This window comes from Janthinobacterium saanense, assembly GCF_014200675.1.
GTDB lineage: Bacteria > Pseudomonadota > Gammaproteobacteria > Burkholderiales > Burkholderiaceae_D > Janthinobacterium.
The window spans coordinates 125,589-144,761 of the sequence record NZ_JACHCI010000009.1 but is presented as its reverse complement, the minus strand read 5'-3'; the positions used below and the strand labels follow the sequence as shown (position 1 = coordinate 144,761).

Genomic DNA, 19,173 nt, shown 5'->3' with positions numbered 1-19,173 from the left:
TATAGCACTCGGATTGGCATTCCGATATGTCGGCGGTACTGCTGGCCATGGCATACGATGCGCTGACACCCATGGCAAACAAGAAGAAACCCAATTTTTTAATCATTATCACCCCTGTTGATAGACAGACGATCACGGACTACGATGGCGCGCCGTCCCATACGCGCCACCCCATTGCAATTCCTGCTGGCGGCCAATACGCTGATCAGATTTTTTTCAAGGCCGCTGCCAGCGCCCCCGCGTTATAGCCCTGGATCTTGCGGTTGCCGATCAGGACCAGCGGCACGCCGCCGCCACCCAGCGCTTCATGGGCTTGCTTGGCTTGCGGGGATTTTTCGATATCGAGATCGACGAATGCTATCTTGTGTTCTTTGAAATAGGCACGGGTCTTGGCGCAATAGCCGCACCAGTCGGTGCCATATAAAACGACTTTGCTCTGGGCATTCGGGAAATACGCGGCGTAATTGCCTTCCACATAATTCGACTTGAACAAGCCGGGTAATAAAGACAGGCCATAACCGCTGCCCAGGCCAGCGGCAAGGATCACGACATACAGCGCTGCGGTTTTCATTTTTTTCTGCATCGTCATACGCTTTCCTATCGGTCTATGACAAACTGCATCACAGCGCTGATACGCGCTTATGCACTTATCAAATTTGATTGCTATAAAATCAAATATAAAACACGATTATTCGAGCGTCAACATTTCCTTAAAATAATTTTCACTTTGGAAAATATTTATGGAAAGCACGCGAAATGTGGCATTTGGAGAGATTGAGGCGCAATAATTATCTATACAATATCGCGCCCAAGGGGAAGGCGAAGGCGGTTTTTTCCTGCGCTATGTGAGGGCTAACGCGTGCACATGTTCACGCAGCATTCCACGCAGCAATTGCACCTGTGCCACGGCATCAGCTTGCAAGGCGGTCAAACTTTCCGTATTGCATGGACCAGGCGCTGGGGCGTCGGACTTGCCGCGCAGCAGCGCATCGATCTCGCTACTGACTTCGGCGATCCAGCGCTGCAATTCAGGCGTCGCTGGTTCAGCCTGCGGACTCAGGCTGATACGCGCCGTGCTGCCTGCCACGCGGCGCAGCAAGGGCAAGGTGGACATGGCGGCCAGGCCGGCGCCCGTGCTGCGGCCCAGGCGGCGCTCGATGCGCAGGCGCTGCACCACCTGCTCTGCGTTGTTGCTGGCCAGACCGGCCTCGCGGCGCAAATGTGCGATGTTTTTGTCCCATTTGCCGCCGGCCGCCATCACGCCCAGCAGGTATTGCAGATTGGCCGACACGGCCTGGGTCAGGCGCTGCTCCAGGTCGTCCGCCTCGCGGTCTGGCCACAGGAAAAACGTCGCCAGCAAGGCCAGCACGCAGCCGAGCACGTTGTTGCCCAGGCGGCTAAGCGCGTACACCATTTCGTTGGCGGGCGCCGCATAGTCGGCTACCAGCACGAAGGCCGGCGTCATGAACATGACGTGCAAGCCGTAGTTGACGCGGCGCAGCGCCATGGTGGCGACGATCAGCGGGAATACCACCAGCGAAATGGCCAGCGGTGTATGGATCACGATGCCGATCAGCACGGCCAGCACGGCGCCCAGCACGCTGCCGGCCACCCGCTCGATGCCGCGCGGCCAGGTGGTCGACACGGAGGGCTGCAGTATCAGCAAGGTCGCCATGGTGGCCCAGTAACCAAACGGGATATGCAGCATTTCGACCAGCAGGAAACCGGCCGTGGTCGCCAGCGACACGCGCGCCGCATGGCGCCAGCTCAAGGAACGGGGCGTGGCGTTGACCTTCAGCGTTTGCCAGGCTTGCGCCAGCGACAGCAAGGCTTGCTCGCGCCAAGGCAGCTCGGTGGCGCGCGCCATGCCCAGGTCCATGAATTCCACGTTCAGGCGCAAGGGCAGCAAGGCGCCCAGCGCCGCTTCCAGCCGCCGCCCGCACGCCGTCAGGCGGCGCTGCAAGGCCAGCGGTGCCACATCAGGCTGGCGCTGTACCGATAAACCCAGGCGCCGCAGCAGCACCGCCATCGCTTCCAGGCTGCGCCGCGCGCGCGGATCATGCCGCAAACGCGGCCGTTCACGTTCACAGGAATGCGTGACGGCGATCAGGTAGGCAAAGATGCGTTCGGCGTCGCTGAGCGCCAGCAGCAGGTTGTCGTACAAGTCGCCACGGCCCGCGCGCGCTGGTGGCACGGCGGCCAGCGCCACCCGCGCCGCCTCGAGTGCGGCGCGCGCCTGCGAACGGTAGTTGGCGCCATGCGCGGCAGTGTCGCCCTGTTCATTGTCCTGCGCCAGGTAGCGTGCATTGTCGCGCGCGATGCCGGCCAGGCGCGAATAGGCAGCGCCCACGGCGCGCCGGGCGGGCACGAAGGGGTGGATGCGCCAGACAGTAAAACTGAGCACGGTGGCAAACACGCAGCCAAACAGATACAGGCCCAGGAACGGTGCGCTTTGCGTCAATGAATGGAGCGGATGGGTGACCATCACGACGCTGGCCGTGGCCGCCAGGATGGCCACCTGCGCCGTGGCAGCGCCCCAGATGCGCGCCAGCGCGCCGGCCCAGGAAAACAGCAGCACGGCAATCGCCGCCATCAGCAAACCATGGCCGGCCGCCAGCGCCGCCAGTCCGCCCACCACGGTCGACAGCAAGCCGAATCCCAGCATCGAGACAAAACGCATGCGCCGCGTGCCGGCCGCGTCCGCCAGGCAAGTCCAGAAGGCGCCGATGGCGGCCCAGGCGAAATCGGGGTGGTCCAGCAGCAGCCCCAGCAGCAGCACGGCGCTGGCGGCGCTGGCGGCGCGCAAGCCTTCGGACAGATTGGTTTCGTCGATGGCCAGGGTCACCATCCACAGGGGGCGGCGCTGTGCCAATTTGTCGCTCAGCACATGCAGCGCCGTCACAAACCGGCTGGTCGAGGTGCGCGCGCGGCGATGGAGTGTCCTGAGTCGCAAGGTCAGCTTCGTTGAGGATGAAAACAGGATCGTATCATTGCCGCGATCCAAAATGTTGCAGTGCAGCGTAAACACCGGAATCATGCGAAAAAAAAGCGACACCGCAGTGTCGCTTTCGTCTGAATCAGCTGACCACCGCCAGCCGCGGCGCCGTGTCGCCAAAGCGCTGGAGGATGGAGGCGGCAATGCCCGCGCCATCGAGGCCCACGCTTTTCAGCAACTGCACCGGGTCGCCATGGTCGATGAACTTGTCCGGCAAGCCCAGCATCAATACAGGCTTGACGATGGCCTCAAGCGCCAGCGCTTCCGCCACGGCCGAACCGGCGCCGCCCATGATGCAACCCTCTTCCACCGTCACCAGGTAATCGTGGTCAGCGGCCAATTGTTTCACCAGCGCCACGTCGAGCGGCTTGACGAAACGCATATTGGCCACCGTCGCGTCGAGCTGCTCGCCCGCCGCCACGCTTGGCGCCACCATCGAGCCAAAGGCCAGGATGGCGATGCGTTTACCCTGGCGCTTGAGTTCGCCCTTGCCGATTTCGATGCTCGTCAATTCCTGCACGATGGCTGCACCAGCGCCGGCGCCGCGCGGATAGCGAATCGCCGCCGGGCCCGGATAGTGGTAGCCCGTGGTCAGCATTTGACGGCATTCGTTTTCATCCGAGGCGGCCATGATGACCATGTTCGGGATGCAGCGCAAAAACGCCATGTCGTAATTGCCAGCGTGCGTGGCGCCATCGGCGCCCACCAGGCCGGCGCGGTCCAGCGCGAACGTCACGTCCAGGTTTTGCAGCGCCACGTCGTGTATCAGCTGATCGTAGGCGCGCTGCAGGAAGGTCGAGTAAATGGCCACTACCGGCTTCAGGCCTTCGCAAGCCAGGCCTGCGCCAAAGGTCACCGCGTGCTGCTCGGCGATACCCACGTCGAAATAGCGGGCCGGATATTGCTGCTCAAACTTCACCATGCCCGAACCTTCGCGCATGGCCGGCGTGATGCCGACCAGGCGCTTATCTTGCGCCGCCATGTCGCACAGCCAGTTGCCGAACACTTCGGTGTACGTCATCTTGGCCGGCGCCGTGGCCGGCTTGATGCCCTCAAGCGGATTGAACTTGCCGGTGCCGTGGTACAGAATCGGTTCCGCTTCGGCCAGCTTGTAGCCCTGGCCTTTTTTCGTGACCACGTGCAGGAATTGCGGGCCTTTCAGCTGCTTGATGTTTTGCAGGGTCGGGATCAGCGAATCGAGATCGTGGCCATCGATAGGGCCAATGTAATTGAAGCCGAACTCTTCGAACATGGTGGCAGGCACCACCATGCCCTTGGCGTGCTCTTCAAAGCGTTTCGCCAGTTCCAGCACGGGGCCGGGCAAGACGGACTTGCCGACGTTTTTCGCGGCTGCGTAGAACTGGCCCGACATCAGGCGCGCCAAATGGCGGTTCAGCGCGCCCACGGGCGGCGAAATCGACATATCGTTATCGTTGAGGATCACCAGCAGGTTGATGTCTTCCTGCACGCCCGCATTGTTCATCGCTTCGAACGCCATGCCGGCCGTCATCGAACCGTCGCCGATCACGGCAATCGCGTGCAGCGGATCGCCCTTGATCTTGGCCGCTTGCGCCATGCCCAGGGCGGCCGAGATGGAGGTCGACGAATGGGCCGTGCCAAAGGTGTCGTATTCGCTTTCATCGCGTTTCGGGAAACCCGAAATACCGTCGCGCTGGCGCAGGGTATGCATGCGCTCGCGGCGGCCGGTGAGGATTTTGTGCGAGTAAGTCTGGTGGCCCACGTCCCACACGATGCGGTCGTGCGGCGTATTGAATACGTAATGCAGGGCAACAGTCAGCTCGACCGTTCCGAGGTTGGACGACAGATGGCCGCCCGTCTTGGACACGGAATCGAGCAAAAAGCTGCGCAATTCCTGCGCCAGCGGCGTCAGTTGCGAACGCGCAAGTTTACGCACTTGCGCCGGTTCATTGATGGTTTCTAAGAGTTTCATTTATGCCTTCCGCTGCACGACCAGGTCTGCCATCTCGCGCAGGCGGCGTGCCTTGTCCCCGAATGGCGCCAGCGCCGCATGGGCGTCGCACCGCAATTGTTCTGCCAGGGCTCTCGATGGCTCCAGCCCCAGTATCGATACATAGGTCGGCTTGTTGGCCGCCGCATCCTTGCCTGCCGTCTTGCCCAGCGTGGCAGAATCGGCGGTGGCGTCGAGCACGTCGTCGACCACCTGGAAGGCCAGGCCCACGGCGCGCGCATAGGCGTTCAGCGCCGTCATCTCGTCAGGCGTGAGATCCTTGCCAGCCAGCGCGCCCAGCACCACGGCCGCCCGCAACAGGGCGCCGGTTTTCAATTGATGCATCTGTTCCAGCTGCGGCAAGGCCAAGGCCAAGCCCACGCTGTCGAGATCTATTGCCTGGCCGCCGCACATGCCGGCGGAACCCGAGGCTTGCGCCAGCACGCGCAGCATGGCCATTTGCCGCGCCGGTGGAATGGCTGCGCCTTCGGCCAGCAGCATGAAAGCTTGCGATTGCAGCGCGTCGCCTACCAGCAGGGCCGTCGCTTCATCGTAGGCGATGTGCACGGTGGGCTTGCCACGGCGCAAGGCATCGTCATCCATGCAGGGCATGTCGTCGTGCACCAGCGAATACACATGGATCATTTCCAGCGCACAGGCGGCGCGCGCCACCGTGTCCGCGTCCGCATCAAACAGCTCGCCGGCGGCGCGCACCAGCAAGGGGCGCACGCGCTTGCCGCCACCCAGCAGCGCGTAGCGCATGGCCGCGTGCAGCTTGTGCGGCACAGTGTCTGCCGATGGCAGGAATTGATCGAGCTGGCTTTCTACCTGCGACTGTGTCGCTTGCATCCAGTCGCCGAAAGTCACGCCGACCGTATCCAGGCCGGCCGTCATTGTGCGGCCTCGCCATTATCCGTAAACGGTTTGAGCAAATCGCCTTCCAGTACTTTCACCTGGGCTTCGACGCCATCGAGCTGGGCCGCGCAGTACTTGACCAGTTCGGAGCCGCGCTGATAGGCCGCGACCGAAGCTTCCAGCGGCAGCTGGCCCGCTTCCATTTGCGTTACCAGCTGCGCCAATTCAGCCATTGCCTCTTCAAACGAGGCCGGCGGGGCAGCAGCGGCAGTTAATTTCTTCGACATAAACTCAGTTCTCTTCGTGGCAGCCAGGGGCTTGTAGGGAGAAGGCGGGGATGCCCGGCCAGCATGGAAGCGTTATTTTAGAACAAACCACACTCTTAAGTGAAAACTAAAGCGTGAACGACGCTCTGGAAGCTGGCTCAAAAGAGGAGATAGTTGTGGAAATAGTGTCATCCTGTCTGTGGATTTTAGCGTAATCGCCCCCATCTGCCGGAAATTGGCAGCCAGAGTCGCGCTTGTAGCACACAAGCTGCGTATCTTGTGCAGGAAAAACATGGATTTGCTGGGGGTTTTGGCAATCTCGCGCCCGATCCGCGTTATAATCTCCGGTTCTGTCCGAAATACCGTTTCAACAAATTTGAATTCAGGTCTTTGCGGATTCTTTCTCTCTGTAGCGCTTGCCGGGGGATGACTTGGCAAACTGCTGACCGTTGTACATTTATGGGGGGTTGGGATGTCCGATCTGGCTACTCACGCCAAGCTGGCGCGTTCAAACGCGCAACTTCCGGTCCACGTCTATCTTGACGAAACGCTGTTGCAGCGTGAAATGCAGCAATTATTCCAGGCCGGTCCGCGCTATGTCGGGCATGAGCTGATGGTGCCGGAAACCGGCGATTTTGCGACCCTGGCGTCTGAGAACGAAGGGCGCATGCTCGTGCGCAACGCCAATGGCATCGAAGTATTGTCCAACGTGTGCCGCCACCGGCAGGCGCTGATGTTCAATGGCCGCGGCAATGCCAACAACATCGTTTGCCCGCTGCACCGCTGGACCTATGACCTCAAGGGTGAATTGATCGGCGCGCCGCATTTCCCTGAAACGCCGTGCCTGAACCTGTCGAAAACGCCGCTGCAAAGCTGGAACGGCTTGCTGTTCGAACAGAATGGCTACAACGTCATGGACAAGCTGAAACAACTTTCCGTGTCGAAAGAGCTCGACTTTTCCGGCTATCTGTTCGACCACGTGGAAATCCACGAGTGCGATTACAACTGGAAAACCTTCATCGAAGTCTACCTTGAAGATTACCACGTCGAACCGTTCCACCCGGGCCTGGGCAGCTTTGTCAGCTGCGACGACCTGCGCTGGGAGTTCGGCAAGGATTACAGCGTGCAAACGGTGGGCGTGCACCGCGGCTTGCAGCAAGCTGGCTCGCCGGTCTATCAAAAGTGGCAGGAACAGGTGCTGAAATTCCGTGGCGGCGAAGCGCCACCGTATGGCGCCATCTGGCTGACCCTGTATCCCAACATCATGGTCGAGTGGTATCCGCACGTGCTGATCGTCTCAACCCTGTGGCCGGATGGTCCGCAAAAGACCCGCAATGTGGTGGAGTTCTATTACCCCGAAGAAATTGCCCTGTTCGAACGCGAACTGGTCGAGGCGGAACGGGCAGCCTATATGGAAACCTGCGTCGAGGACGATGAAATCGCCCTGCGCATGGATGCCGGCCGCAAGGTGCTGATGGCGCGCGGCGTGAGCGAAGTGGGCCCTTACCAGTCGCCGATGGAAGATGGCATGCAGCATTTCCACGAGTGGTACCGCAGCAATATCGAACTGTAGTTTCCAAGGCCGCCGCGTGCGGCCTTTTTTTATCTTCTCGTTTGTCAGGAATCAAATGCACTCGCTTTGGATGCTGTTTGCCAGTTTTATGTTTGCCATCATGGGTGTCTGCGTGAAACTGGCCTCGGACATGTATTCCACCTCGGAAATCGTCATGTATCGCGGCATCATCGGCATCACCATCATGGCGTCCACCATCCTGTACCAGGGCGGCAGCTTCAAGACCAGCATGCCGGGCCAGCATCTGTGGCGCGGCGTGGTCGGCGTGATCGCCCTGTGGTTATGGTTTTATGCGATTTCCATCTTGCCGCTGGCCACCGCCATGACCCTGAACTATATGGCGCCCATCTGGATCGCCGTGATCCTGCTGGCCGGCGGCTGGTGGAAAGGCGGCAAAGTGGCGGAATGGCCGCTGGTGGCGGCGATTGCCATGAGCTTTGTCGGCGTGACCCTGCTGCTGCGCCCCGTGTTTGAGACAGATCAACTGGGCGGCGCCATCACGGCGCTGATCTCGGGCATGCTGTCGGCCCTGGCCTATTTGCAGGTGCGCAAGCTTGGCTTGCTGGGCGAGCCCGAATACCGGGTGGTGTTTTATTTCTCGGTGGTCAATTTCTTTGCCGGCGTGATCGGCCATGTGGCCAGCGCGGGCGGTGGCCCCGTCGTCTGGCATGCGCATACCAGCGGCTTTGGCATCGGCTTGTTGGCCGCCATCGGCCTGTGCGCCACCATGGCGCAAATGGCCATGACGCGCGCCTATCGACTGGGCAAGACCCTGGTGGTAGCCAATCTGCAATATACGGGCATCATCTTTTCCAGCTTCTGGGGCGTGGTGATCTTTGGCGACCTGTTCGACTGGCATGGCTGGCTGGGCATCGCCGTCATCCTGTGCTCCGGCATCGCCGCAACCTACTACAATAGCCGTAGCCGTAACGCGCCCGCCACCTCGGCCACGCGCACCGATCCCATCGCCAGTGAAGTCTGAAGGAGTTTGTTGTTATGTACACGACCTTGATCAGCGCCAGCGAGCTGGCCCAGCACCTGAATGAGAGCAACTGGGTCATTCTTGATTGCCGCCATGACTTGCTGAACCACAAAGCCGGCAGCGACGCCTTTGCCGCCGGCCACATCCAGAACGCCCAGTTTGCCGACATCGACACGGCCCTGTCCGGCCCCAAGACGGCCTTCGGTCCGCAATTTACGGGACGCCATCCGCTGCCCGACCGCGCCAAGCTGTTGGCCACCCTGCGTGCCTGGGGCATCAGCGATAACACGCAAGTGATCGCTTACGATGCGCAAGGCGGCATGTTTGCGGCGCGCCTGTGGTGGTTGCTGCGCTGGCTAGGCCACCCGGCCGTCGCCGTGCTCGATGGCGGTCTGGCCGCCTGGCAAGCAGAAAACTTGCCACTGGTCACGCCTGTTGCACCACCGCGCGCAAGCGGTAATATCACCGAAAAACCCAGCCTGACACGCAGCGTGACGGTGCAAGAGGTGGTGGCAAACCTGGAAAGCCAGGCGGTGACCGTGCTCGACGCGCGCGCGCCAGACCGGTTCCGTGGGGAAAATGAAACCATCGACCCGGTCGGCGGCCATATTCCGGGAGCGAAAAACCGTTTCTTCAAAGACAACCTGCAAGCCGACGGCCGTTTCAAGAGTACCCAAGCCTTGAAACACGACTTCAAGGCCCTGATCGCCTCACCAGAATCGGCCATCATGCAATGTGGTTCGGGCGTGACGGCCTGCCACAACCTGCTGGCTTTAGCAGTGGCCGGCTTGCCGGGCGCCGCGCTGTATCCGGGCTCGTGGAGTGAATGGTGTGCGGATCCAGCGCGGCCGGTGGCGAAGGGCAGTTAGAAAAATGGCGGACCAGCAGGTCCGCCATTTTTCTTGCTGCATCCTGGCGATGCGTATCAAATACCGTGCCGGTGCCGTGTCAAAAACAGCACGATACACACGCCCACGGCGATCAGTATCACTTGCGGGATGGTTTCACGCAGGGTGGCGCGGCGCTGCATCTGCGGCATCAGGTCGGAGAGGGCAATATAAATGAAGCCGGACGAGGCAAACACCAGCACGTAAGGGATCAGATTGCTGGCGCGGTCCAGGGTAAAGTAACCGAGCAAGCCGCCGGCTACCGCCATCAGGCTGCACAGCAGGTTGAAGACATAGGCGCGCAGACGCGAGAAACCGGCGTTCAAGAGCACGATGAAGTCGCCGATTTCCTGCGGGATTTCATGCGCGATGATGGCCAGGCCCGTGACCAGGCCCAGTTTCGGGTCGGCCAGGAAGGCGGCCGCGATCAGTATGCCGTCCGTAAAGTTATGCAAGCCGTCACCGACCAAAATCATCCAGCCCGCCTTGCCCGCCTCGTGCTTGTCGTGGCCGTGGGCATGGTGGTGGCCATCGCCTTCATGGTGGTGGGAATGGCGCAATATGGCGAATTTTTCCAGCAGGAAAAAGGCGAGCAAGCCGATCAGCAGAGTGGCAAACAGGCTGCGCGGGTCCGCGTGCGACTCGAACGCTTCCGGCAAGGCGTGCAGCAGGGAAGTCGCCAGCATGATGCCGACCGACAGGCTGACCATGCGCTCGACCACCTTGGACAAGAATGCAAACGAAAAAATCGCCGCCGCGGTAATGCTGAACAGGCCCGCGATGGTGGTCGCGAGCAATATGGATAAAAGGACGGGATCGATGATTTCTTACCTCAAAATGGGCGCCGGGTCACGGGCGCCCGCTGTGCTGGCGTCTGGCCTGATGACTGCAATATTGCTAATTATTTAATTTTTTTGAGCGCTTGGCGGCAGCGTAGCGCAGGGAAGATGCAATTGTACTGCATTGAGGCACGCTTGAGGCGCGACCGGGCATTTTCAGCCCGGTGTGCTTGTCACATTAAATGATGGAGAAGAAACGTTGCAGGACGAGCCAGATCACGCAACGCCGTGCGATTTGAACCACGCCAGGCAGCGCGCATAGCCGTCTTTCGCATCGGCCGCGATATAGCTGGCCCGGTAATCGGCGTTGAAGGCATGGCCCGCGTCGGGGTAGACCACGAACTCGGACTGGTTGCCGCCCTTGGCCAGCGCTTCTTTCATCTTGGCGATCGATTCCTGGCTGATGCCCGTATCCTTGCCGCCATACAAGCCCAGTACCGGCACTTTCAGGGTAGGGGCGATATCGATGGGATTGGTCGGCATCAAGGCGCTAGGTTCCCCCACCAGGCGGCCATACCAGGCCACGCCCGCCTTGACGGCCGGATTGTGCGCGCAATACAGCCAGGTGACCCTGCCGCCCCAGCAAAAACCGGTAATGCCCAAGCGGCTGGTGTCGCCACCATTCTGTTTCGCCCAGGCAACCACGGCGTCGAGATCGGACAAGACTTGCGCATCGGGCGTCTTGGCGATAATGCCTTTCATCAATTCCGGAATGCTGCTGACCTTGGTCGGATCGCCCTGGCGCACGAACAAATCGGGCGCCAGCGCCAGATAACCCTGCTTGGCGAAGCGGCGCGCCATGTCGGCGATATGCTCGTGCACGCCAAAAATCTCGGAAATCACCAGCACCACGGGCAACCCCGTCTTGCCTTCCGGCTGGGCCGCATACACGGGCACGGCCTGGCCATCGACCATCACCGTCATGGTGCCGGCGATCAAGCCCACGGTATCGGTCTTGATGACGTTTTGCGCCGCCACCGGCAGCACGGCCACGGCAAAGCCCGTGCCCAGCGCCACCTTCAGGAAACCACGCCGGCCATCGGGCCCGGACAAACTGCTCTGGCCCAGCAAACTTTCACAATCCTTGATCATGTCATGCATGCGTTTCTCCTGAAAGTAGTGCGTTCACAATGTTTCGGCTGACGTTTTAATGCGCTTCATCCCAATTTTTGCCCACGCCCACTTCGGCCGTCAGCGGCACTTTCAATGCAGCCACACCCGCCATCAGTTCCGGCAGCTTGCGCTTGACCAGTTCCAGTTCGGCGTCCGGCACTTCCAGCACCAGTTCATCGTGCACCTGCATGATCATCTTGGTTTGCAAGCCATCCTGCTCCAGCCAGCCTTGCACGGCGATCATGGCCAGCTTGATCAGGTCGGCGGCCGTGCCTTGCATCGGTGCATTGATCGCCGCCCGTTCGGCGCCCTGGCGGCGCGGGCCATTTGGCGAGTTGATTTCTGGCAGCCACAAACGGCGGCCAAACACGGTTTCCACATAGCCGCGCGCCTTGGCTTGCTGGCGCGTATCTTCCATATATTGTTTCACGCCAGAAAAACGGGCAAAGTAACGGTCGATATAGCTTTGCGCGGCCGTGCGGTCCACGCCCAGGTTGCCGGCCAGGCCAAACGCGCTCATACCATAGATCAGGCCAAAGTTGATCACCTTGGCGTAGCGGCGCTGCTCGCTTTGTACTTCGGCGGCCGGTACGCCAAAGATTTCAGCGGCGGTGGCGCGGTGAATATCGATGCCCTCGGCAAACGCGCGCAGCATGGCTTCATCGCCCGAGATATGCGCCATGATGCGCAATTCAATTTGCGAATAGTCGGCCGAGACAATGCTGCTGCCCGGCGGCGCAATGAATGCTTCGCGGATACGGCGCCCTTCCGCACTGCGGATCGGAATATTCTGCAAGTTCGGGTCGTTCGACGCCAAGCGCCCCGTCACGGCCACGGCTTGCGCATAATTGGTATGCACGCGGCCCGTGGTGACGTTGATCATCTTCGGCAATTTATCCGTGTAGGTCGATTTCAGCTTGGCCATGCCGCGGTATTCCAGCAGCACTTTTGGCAATGGGTAATCTTCGGCCAGCTTTTGCAGCACTTCTTCATCTGTCGATGGCGCACCGGTCGGGGTTTTCTTCACCACCGGCAATTTCAGCTTCTCAAAGAAGATTTCACCGATCTGCTTGGGCGAACCCAGGTTGAAGGGCTGCTCGGCCAGTTCATAGGCTTTCTTTTCCAGTTCCAGGATTTTCACGGCCAGCTCGGCCGACTGGATATTGAGCAAGGCATCGTCGATCAGCACGCCATTGCGCTCGATCTTTTGCAAGACTATCGCCGTCGGCAACTCGATCTTTTCGTAAATAAAAGTGAGTTTTTCATCCGCAGCCACATTGCCCCACATGGCGTTGTGCAGGCGCAAGGTGATGTCGGCGTCCTCGGCCGCATATTTGGCCGCCTGCTCCACTTCCACCTGGTTGAAGGTGATTTGCTTGGCGCCCTTGCCGCACACGTCTTCAAATGGAATCGTCGTGTAGTTCAGGTGGCGCAGGGCCAGGCCATCCATGTCGTGTTTCTTGTGCGACTCGAACACATACGATTCGAGCAAGGTATCGTGCTTGACACCACGCAAGGTCACGCCATGGTTGGCGAAGATATGGCTGTCGTATTTCAGGTTCTGGCCCAGCTTGGGCTTGCTTTCATCTTCCAGCCACGGCCGCAGTTTTGCCAGCACGTGTTCACGCGACAACTGGTCAGGCGCGCCCGCATAATCATGGGCCAGTGGAATATAGCAGGCAGCGTGTTCAGCCACGGACAGGGAAATACCGACCATTTGCGCCGTCATCGGTTCCAGCGAGGTCGTTTCCGTATCGACGGCCGTCAGCGGCGCAGCATTGATCAACTCGATCCAGCGATCGAGCTGGGTTTCCGTCAGCACCGTTTCATACTCGGCGGCCGGGGCTGGCGCGGCATCGGCAAACATGTCGCCGGTGGTGTTGGCGCCGGCAACTGGCGCACCCACCGGCGACATCGGCGGCGGCGTGGCGCCCAGTTCGCGCAATAATGCTTTGAAACCATAACGCTGGAAGAAGGCCAGCAAGGCTTCCTTGTCTTCGCCTTTCGCTTGCAGGGAATCGGCTATCGTCGTCATGTGACCGGCCAGGTCGCAATCGGTCTTGACGGTGATCAGGGCACGCGCTTGCGGCAGCCATGGCAGGGCCGTACGCAGGTTTTCACCGACGGCGCCCGTGATCTTGGCGGCGTTTTCCATGATGCCTTCCAGGCTGTCGTACTGCGTCAGCCATTTCACTGCCGTTTTCGGACCGCATTTCGACACGCCCGGCACGTTGTCGACCGTATCGCCGATCAGCGACAGATAATCGATGATGCGGTTCGGCGGCACGCCGAATTTGACCAGCACGGCCGCTTCGTCGAGCTTTTCATTGCTCATGGTATTGATCAGGGTAACTTGCCCGTTGACCAGCTGCGCCAGATCCTTGTCGCCGGTGGACACCACCACGTTCATGCCGGCACTCGCCGCCTGCACGGCCAGGGTGCCGATCACGTCGTCCGCTTCCACGCCTTCGACCATCAATATGGGCCAGCCCATGGCGCGCACGGCTTCATGGATGGGTTCGATCTGCAAACGCAAGTCGTCCGGCATGGACGCGCGCGTGGCCTTGTATTCGGCATACATATCGTCGCGGAAAGTCTTGCCCTTGGCATCGAATACGCAGGCGATATAGGCTGCCGGGTAGTCGGCGCGCAAACGGCGCAGCATATTGACCATGCCATGCATGGCGCCCGTCGGGTAGCCGTCCGGGCTGCGCAAGTCGGGCAGCGCGTGGAAAGCGCGATAAAGATAACTGGAACCGTCGACCAACAGCAGGGTATTTTGCATAATGCCAATAAAATAAGGTGAGCCGCACCTGCAGGATATAAAAGGAAAAGCAGCAGGCGGGTGGAATATCACACAATTATCGCAGAGTTTAGGGCTGCACTTATGGCCATGCTGCACCCGCTTTTTAGCGCTACCAGCCTGGTAAATGTACACTGGCCGGCAAGTGGTGGCCATTTCAGCGTTTTAAAACAGCATTGCGTACCAGTTTGTTACAATGGCCTGTAGACAAATTTATCGCATCGCATTTAATACACTGAATACACTGCACTGCTGCAGTCCACACATGGAAGCGAACCCATCATGATGCGTACATCCACATTCTGGCAATTCCTGGCCCTGCCACTGTTGGCAGTTTCGGCCATTGCGGGCGCCCAGACGCCGGCCAAGCCCAGCGATGCACCGCCCAAGCTGGAACAGATCGAGGAAGCCGGCGACGCGCCCATTACCGTCGCACCAGTAGCTCCCCGTCAACAAATTACGGAAAAACGCGAAGCCGGCGTCGTCAGTGAAGTCAAAGTCAGCACCGGCGGCAGCACCTATTACATGAAACCGGGCACGCCTGGCGACCCGACGAATAGCCAGCTGCGCGGCCCGCAATGGAAAGTACTGGAATTCGACCTGGGCAAGAAAAAACAGAAACAGCGCGACGACGACGCGGCCGATACCACGCCAGAACCGCCTCAACCGACCAAATAAATCAGCACCTTCTGTTGCCCTGCCCCGCCCATCTGCGGGGTAGCAGGCTTTTTTTGACTTTTTGGATTTCACACCTTCTTTCCCATGGCAGTTTTTACCCCGCTACACCTGGACGATATCGGCCAGTGGATGACACAATTTCCACTCGGCAAGCCTCTGGCGCTCAAAGGGATTGCTTCCGGCATCGAAAACAGTAACTTCTTCTTGAGTACCGAGCGCGGCGAGTACGTGCTGACGATCTTCGAGAACCTGAGCTTTGAACAACTGCCGTTTTATCTGCAACTGATGCGCCACCTGGCCGAGCGCGGCGTGCTGGTGCCCAATCCCATTCCGAATGCCGATGGTGAACTGGTCACTGCCCTGCAAGGCAAGCCGGCCGCGATCGTCAGCAAGCTCGGCGGCAGTTCGCAAATGGCGCCGCAAGCCGTGCATTGCGCGGCCGTCGGCGCCATGCTGGCAAAAATGCATCTGGCCGGGCAAGATTTTCCGCTGCAGCAGCCCAATTTGCGGGGACTGGACTGGTGGAACACCACCACGCCGCTGGTATTGCCGCACCTGGATGAGAGCAAGGCGCATCTGTTGCGCTCGGAAATACATTTCCAGGATGCCTTTGCTGCTTGCGATACCTATAAAGCCATCGCGCGCGGCCCCGTGCACGCCGACCTGTTCCGCAACAACGTCATGTTTGACGGTGTACAGCTGACGGGCTTTTTCGACTTTTACTTTGCCGGTTGCGACACCTGGCTGTTCGATGTGGCCGTCACCGTCAACGACTGGTGCATCGATCTGGACACGGGCGTGCTCGACCAGCCGAGAGTGCGCGCCCTGCTAGCCGCCTACCAGGCCGTACGGCCGTTCACGACCGAAGAGCACGCGGCATGGCAGCCGATGCTGCGCGCCGCCGCGCTGCGCTTCTGGCTGTCGCGCCTGTACGATTATTATCAGCCGCGCGTAGCGGAAATGCTGACTCCGCACGATCCGGCGCATTTCGAACGCATACTGCGCGAACGTATTGCCACACCTGCCCCTGAATTGTTTTAAAAAATGGAAAAATTACCTGCAAGTACAGGCTGGTCATGGGTGAAACAGGGTTTCGCCCTGTTTCGCAAGCAAGCCGGCGGCATGTCGATGCTATTTTTCGGCTATATGTTCTGCATGCTGGCCGTCGGTATCATTCCCCTGCTGGGCCAATTGCTGCCGGTCATACTCGTGCCCGTCTTCTCTGTTGCCTTCGCACAAGGCTGCCTGAACATCGACCAGGGCAAACGCGTCTTGCCCAGTTTGCTACTGTCGGGTTTCCGCAAGCCGGCCTTCCCGGTCTTGTTCGGGCTAGGCGTGCTGTACATTGTCGTGGCGATCGTGGCGCTTGGCATCTCGACGCTGATCGACAATGGCACGCTGTGGCAAGTAGTCACAGGACAATTATCACAGAAGGAAGCCGCGCTCAGACCGAATGTTAGTCTGGCAATCTTGCTGGCCATGGCAGTCTACGTGCCAGCCGCCATGGCCTTCTGCTTTGCAGCACCGCTGATCTATTGGCAAAAAGTCAGCCTGGGCAAAGCGCTGTTCTTCAGCTTTTTTGCCGTCTGGCGGTCGCTATCGGCTTTTCTCGTGTTCGCAGCAAGCTGGTCTGCCATCAGCCTCATCACCAGCCAACTGCTTGTTATGCTGTTTGGCACTGGCTCGATCATGTATCAGTTGATGATACCGCTATCGATGATTTTAACCATCATCATGCACTGCTCATTTTATGCGGCCTATCGCCAGATCTTTGGCTTGCCGGTAGATGACAGCAAGAAAGTATCGCTGGACAAGCCAGCAGACTGATGTGATGGAGATCCAGATGTAAAAAAGGCAGCCTGTACAGGCTGCCTTTTTTATCGCCGCAGAGACTTAACGTCCCAGCTTCTCCAGCTTGGCGATGCCCAGGTCCAGCACCTTCATGCCGTGCTGGCCGAAGTTGATTTGCGCACGGGCATTGCCACCGCCGCCTTCGATATTGACGATCACGCCTTCGCCAAACTTGGCGTGGGCCACCGATTCGCCGATGCGCCAGCCGGGGCCGGTCGATTTCTGCGCGATCTTTTGCGCAATCGCATTGTCCGAGCCCAGGCTGCCCACCGTGCGCGGCGCTTCATCCCAGGCGGACTTGCGGTTACCGAACCAGTTGGCCTGCACTTTCGGCGACAACCATTTCAAGGATTCTTCAGGTAACTCATCGAAGAAACGCGATTTCATGTTGTAGCGAGTCTGGCCGTGCAACATGCGCGTCTGCGAGAAGCTCATGTACAAACGCTTGCGCGCACGCGTGATCGCCACGTACATCAAACGCCGCTCTTCTTCCACGCCGCCCTCTTCCTTGGAACTGCTTTCGTGCGGGAACAAGCCTTCTTCCAGGCCCGTGATGAAGACATTGTCGAATTCCAGGCCCTTGGCCGAGTGCACCGTCATCATCTGCAAGGCATCCTGGCCCGCGTGCGCCTGGTTGTCGCCCGCTTCCAGCGAGGCGTGCGACAGGAAAGCGGACAGCGGGGACATCACGGCTGGCAATGGCGCGTCGGCGTCCAGGATCTCGATACCATCCTGGTTGAGCACGGATGCGCCCGATTGCGCCTGCGCGGCCGGTCCCAGATGGGCTGGTGCGCCCTGGCCAAAACCTTCCTCGGAGATGAACTGGCTGGCGGCGCTGACCATCTGCTCCAGATTCTCGATACGGTCGGCGCCTTCTTTTTCATTCTGGTAATGCTGCAGCAAGGTACTCGCTTCCAGCACCACTCTCACCATTTCCGGCAAGGACAATTGCTGCGTTTCAAAACGCACACCTTCGATCAATTTCACGAAGCCGGCCAGCGAACTGCCCGCCTTGCCCGCCACATAGGGCACGGACGCGTACAAGGAAATGCCGTATTGTTCCGACGCCGCCTGCAATTGCTCGATCGAACGGGCACCGATGCCACGCGTGGGGAAGTTCACCACACGCAAGAAAGCCGAATCGTTGTGCGGGTTATCCATCAATTGCAAATAGGCAATCGCGTGCTTGACCTCGGCGCGCTGGAAATAGCGCAGGCCGCCATACACGTGATACGGCATGCCGGCCGAAAACAGCGCATGCTCGATCACGCGCGATTGCGCATTCGAGCGGTACAAAATCGCGATTTCACTGCGCGAGGCGCCGTCGGCGATCAGGCTTTTCGATTCTTCGATGATCCACTGCGCTTCCTGCAAATCGGAGCTGGCTTCATACACGCGCACCTGCTCGCCATGGCCCGCGTCCGTGCGCAGATTCTTGCCCAGGCGCTTGCTATTGTTCGCAATCAGCAAGTTGGCGCTGTCGAGGATATGCCCGTGCGAGCGGTAGTTCTGCTCCAGCTTGATCAAGTTCTGCACCTGGAATTCATGCTCGAAGGCGCTCATATTGCCCACGTTGGCGCCACGGAAAGCATAAATACTCTGGTCATCGTCACCGACGGCAAACAGGGCGCCGCCATCGCGGCTACCATGGCCGGCCAGCAATTTGAGCCAGTTGTATTGCAGATTATTGGTATCCTGGAACTCGTCGACCAGGATGTGGCGGAAACGCGCCTGATAATGTTCCCGCAACGGCTGATTGCGGCTCAGCAATTCATAGGTGCGTAACAGCAATTCCGCAAAATCGACCACGCCTTCGCGCTGGCACTGGTCATCATAGATTTGATACAGCTCAACCATCTTGCGTTCATGCGCGTCATACGCTTCCACGTCGCTGGCGCGCAAGCCCTGATCCTTGGCGTTATTGATGAAATACATCACCGTCTTCGGCGGGAATTTCTCATCGTCGATATTGTTCGCCTTCAGCAAGCGCTTGATCACCGACAACTGATCCTGTGAATCGAGGATCTGGAAGGTTTGCGGCAAGGCGGCATCGCGGTAATGCGTGCGCAGCAAGCGGTTGCACAGGCCGTGAAAGGTGCCTATCCACATGCCGCGCGTATTGATCGGCAACATGGCCGACAAGCGCGTGAGCATTTCCTTGGCAGCTTTATTGGTAAAGGTCACGGCCAGGATGCCGGCCGGCGACACTTGCTGGGTCTGGATCAGCCAGGCGATGCGGGTGGTCAGCACGCGGGTCTTGCCCGAGCCGGCACCTGCCAGGATCAAAGCATGTTGCGCCGGCAAGGTGACGGCGGCCAATTGTTCGGGATTGAGGTTGTGAAGAAGATTTTGCATGCCGTGA

At 59.6% G+C, this 19,173-nt stretch carries 15 protein-coding genes; 6 read left to right on the top strand and 9 right to left on the bottom strand.

Features of this window, described 5'->3' with window-relative positions; translation table 11 throughout:
- Positions 1–205: 205 nt before the first annotated feature.
- The 5 genes from HDE72_RS14315 to HDE72_RS14295 all read right to left on the bottom strand — a co-directional run bounded on the left by HDE72_RS14315 (position 206) and on the right by HDE72_RS14295 (position 6,106).
- Positions 206–589, bottom strand: coding sequence for a glutaredoxin family protein (locus tag HDE72_RS14315; RefSeq protein WP_260176694.1), 384 nt, complete (start codon positions 587–589; stop codon positions 206–208).
- A gap of 252 nt (positions 590–841) precedes the next feature.
- The gene (locus HDE72_RS14310; protein ID WP_260176693.1) at positions 842–2,953 is read right to left on the bottom strand and encodes an FUSC family protein; all 2,112 of its coding nucleotides are present in this window, start codon (positions 2,951–2,953) and stop codon (positions 842–844) included.
- Between the two features lie 124 nt (positions 2,954–3,077).
- The gene (gene dxs, locus HDE72_RS14305) at positions 3,078–4,946 is read right to left on the bottom strand and encodes a 1-deoxy-D-xylulose-5-phosphate synthase (protein WP_183741969.1); all 1,869 of its coding nucleotides are present in this window, start codon (positions 4,944–4,946) and stop codon (positions 3,078–3,080) included.
- Positions 4,947–5,858, bottom strand: coding sequence for a polyprenyl synthetase family protein (locus HDE72_RS14300; RefSeq protein WP_183741967.1), 912 nt, complete (start codon positions 5,856–5,858; stop codon positions 4,947–4,949).
- Entirely contained in the window at positions 5,855–6,106 is a 252-nt protein-coding gene (locus HDE72_RS14295; protein WP_183741965.1) for an exodeoxyribonuclease VII small subunit, read from the bottom strand. Before HDE72_RS14295 ends, HDE72_RS14300 begins: the two co-directional genes overlap by 4 nt.
- 451 nt (positions 6,107–6,557) lie before the next feature.
- Here HDE72_RS14295 and HDE72_RS14290 point away from each other — a divergent pair, with 451 nt between their 5' ends.
- From HDE72_RS14290 to HDE72_RS14280, 3 genes are read left to right on the top strand one after another with little or no spacing between them, the layout of a single operon-like run.
- Positions 6,558–7,658 (top strand): aromatic ring-hydroxylating oxygenase subunit alpha, encoded by a 1,101-nt coding sequence (locus HDE72_RS14290; RefSeq protein WP_183741963.1) that lies wholly within the window; start codon positions 6,558–6,560, stop codon positions 7,656–7,658.
- 55 nt (positions 7,659–7,713) lie between these two features.
- Positions 7,714–8,640, top strand: coding sequence for a DMT family transporter (locus tag HDE72_RS14285; protein WP_183741961.1), 927 nt, complete (start codon positions 7,714–7,716; stop codon positions 8,638–8,640).
- A 14-nt stretch (positions 8,641–8,654) separates the two neighbouring features.
- Entirely contained in the window at positions 8,655–9,509 is an 855-nt protein-coding gene (locus tag HDE72_RS14280; protein ID WP_183741959.1) for a sulfurtransferase, read from the top strand.
- A 56-nt stretch (positions 9,510–9,565) separates the two neighbouring features.
- Here HDE72_RS14280 and HDE72_RS14275 read toward each other — a convergent pair whose 3' ends face one another.
- The 3 genes from HDE72_RS14275 to polA form a co-directional block, all read right to left on the bottom strand.
- Positions 9,566–10,324: a ZIP family metal transporter gene (locus tag HDE72_RS14275; RefSeq protein WP_183741957.1), complete on the bottom strand. Its 759-nt coding sequence runs from the start codon at positions 10,322–10,324 to the stop codon at positions 9,566–9,568.
- 258 nt (positions 10,325–10,582) lie between these two features.
- Positions 10,583–11,467, bottom strand: a complete 885-nt coding sequence (locus tag HDE72_RS14270) for a dienelactone hydrolase family protein (RefSeq protein ID WP_183741955.1) — start codon at positions 11,465–11,467, stop codon at positions 10,583–10,585.
- A gap of 46 nt (positions 11,468–11,513) precedes the next feature.
- The gene (gene polA, locus HDE72_RS14265) at positions 11,514–14,264 is read right to left on the bottom strand and encodes a DNA polymerase I (RefSeq protein WP_183741953.1); all 2,751 of its coding nucleotides are present in this window, start codon (positions 14,262–14,264) and stop codon (positions 11,514–11,516) included.
- 300 nt (positions 14,265–14,564) lie between these two features.
- Between polA and HDE72_RS14260 the strand changes: the two genes are divergently transcribed.
- The 3 genes from HDE72_RS14260 to HDE72_RS14250 all read left to right on the top strand — a co-directional run bounded on the left by HDE72_RS14260 (position 14,565) and on the right by HDE72_RS14250 (position 16,787).
- Positions 14,565–14,960: a hypothetical protein gene (locus tag HDE72_RS14260; RefSeq protein ID WP_183741951.1), complete on the top strand. Its 396-nt coding sequence runs from the start codon at positions 14,565–14,567 to the stop codon at positions 14,958–14,960.
- A gap of 84 nt (positions 14,961–15,044) precedes the next feature.
- The gene (locus HDE72_RS14255) at positions 15,045–16,001 is read left to right on the top strand and encodes a homoserine kinase (protein WP_183741949.1); all 957 of its coding nucleotides are present in this window, start codon (positions 15,045–15,047) and stop codon (positions 15,999–16,001) included.
- Positions 16,002–16,004: 3 nt separating this feature from the next.
- The gene (locus tag HDE72_RS14250; RefSeq protein WP_183741947.1) at positions 16,005–16,787 is read left to right on the top strand and encodes a BPSS1780 family membrane protein; all 783 of its coding nucleotides are present in this window, start codon (positions 16,005–16,007) and stop codon (positions 16,785–16,787) included.
- A 66-nt stretch (positions 16,788–16,853) separates the two neighbouring features.
- Here the strand turns inward: HDE72_RS14250 and HDE72_RS14245 are convergent, their stop codons facing one another.
- Positions 16,854–19,166, bottom strand: a complete 2,313-nt coding sequence (locus HDE72_RS14245; protein WP_183741946.1) for a UvrD-helicase domain-containing protein — start codon at positions 19,164–19,166, stop codon at positions 16,854–16,856.
- Positions 19,167–19,173 lie beyond the last annotated feature (7 nt).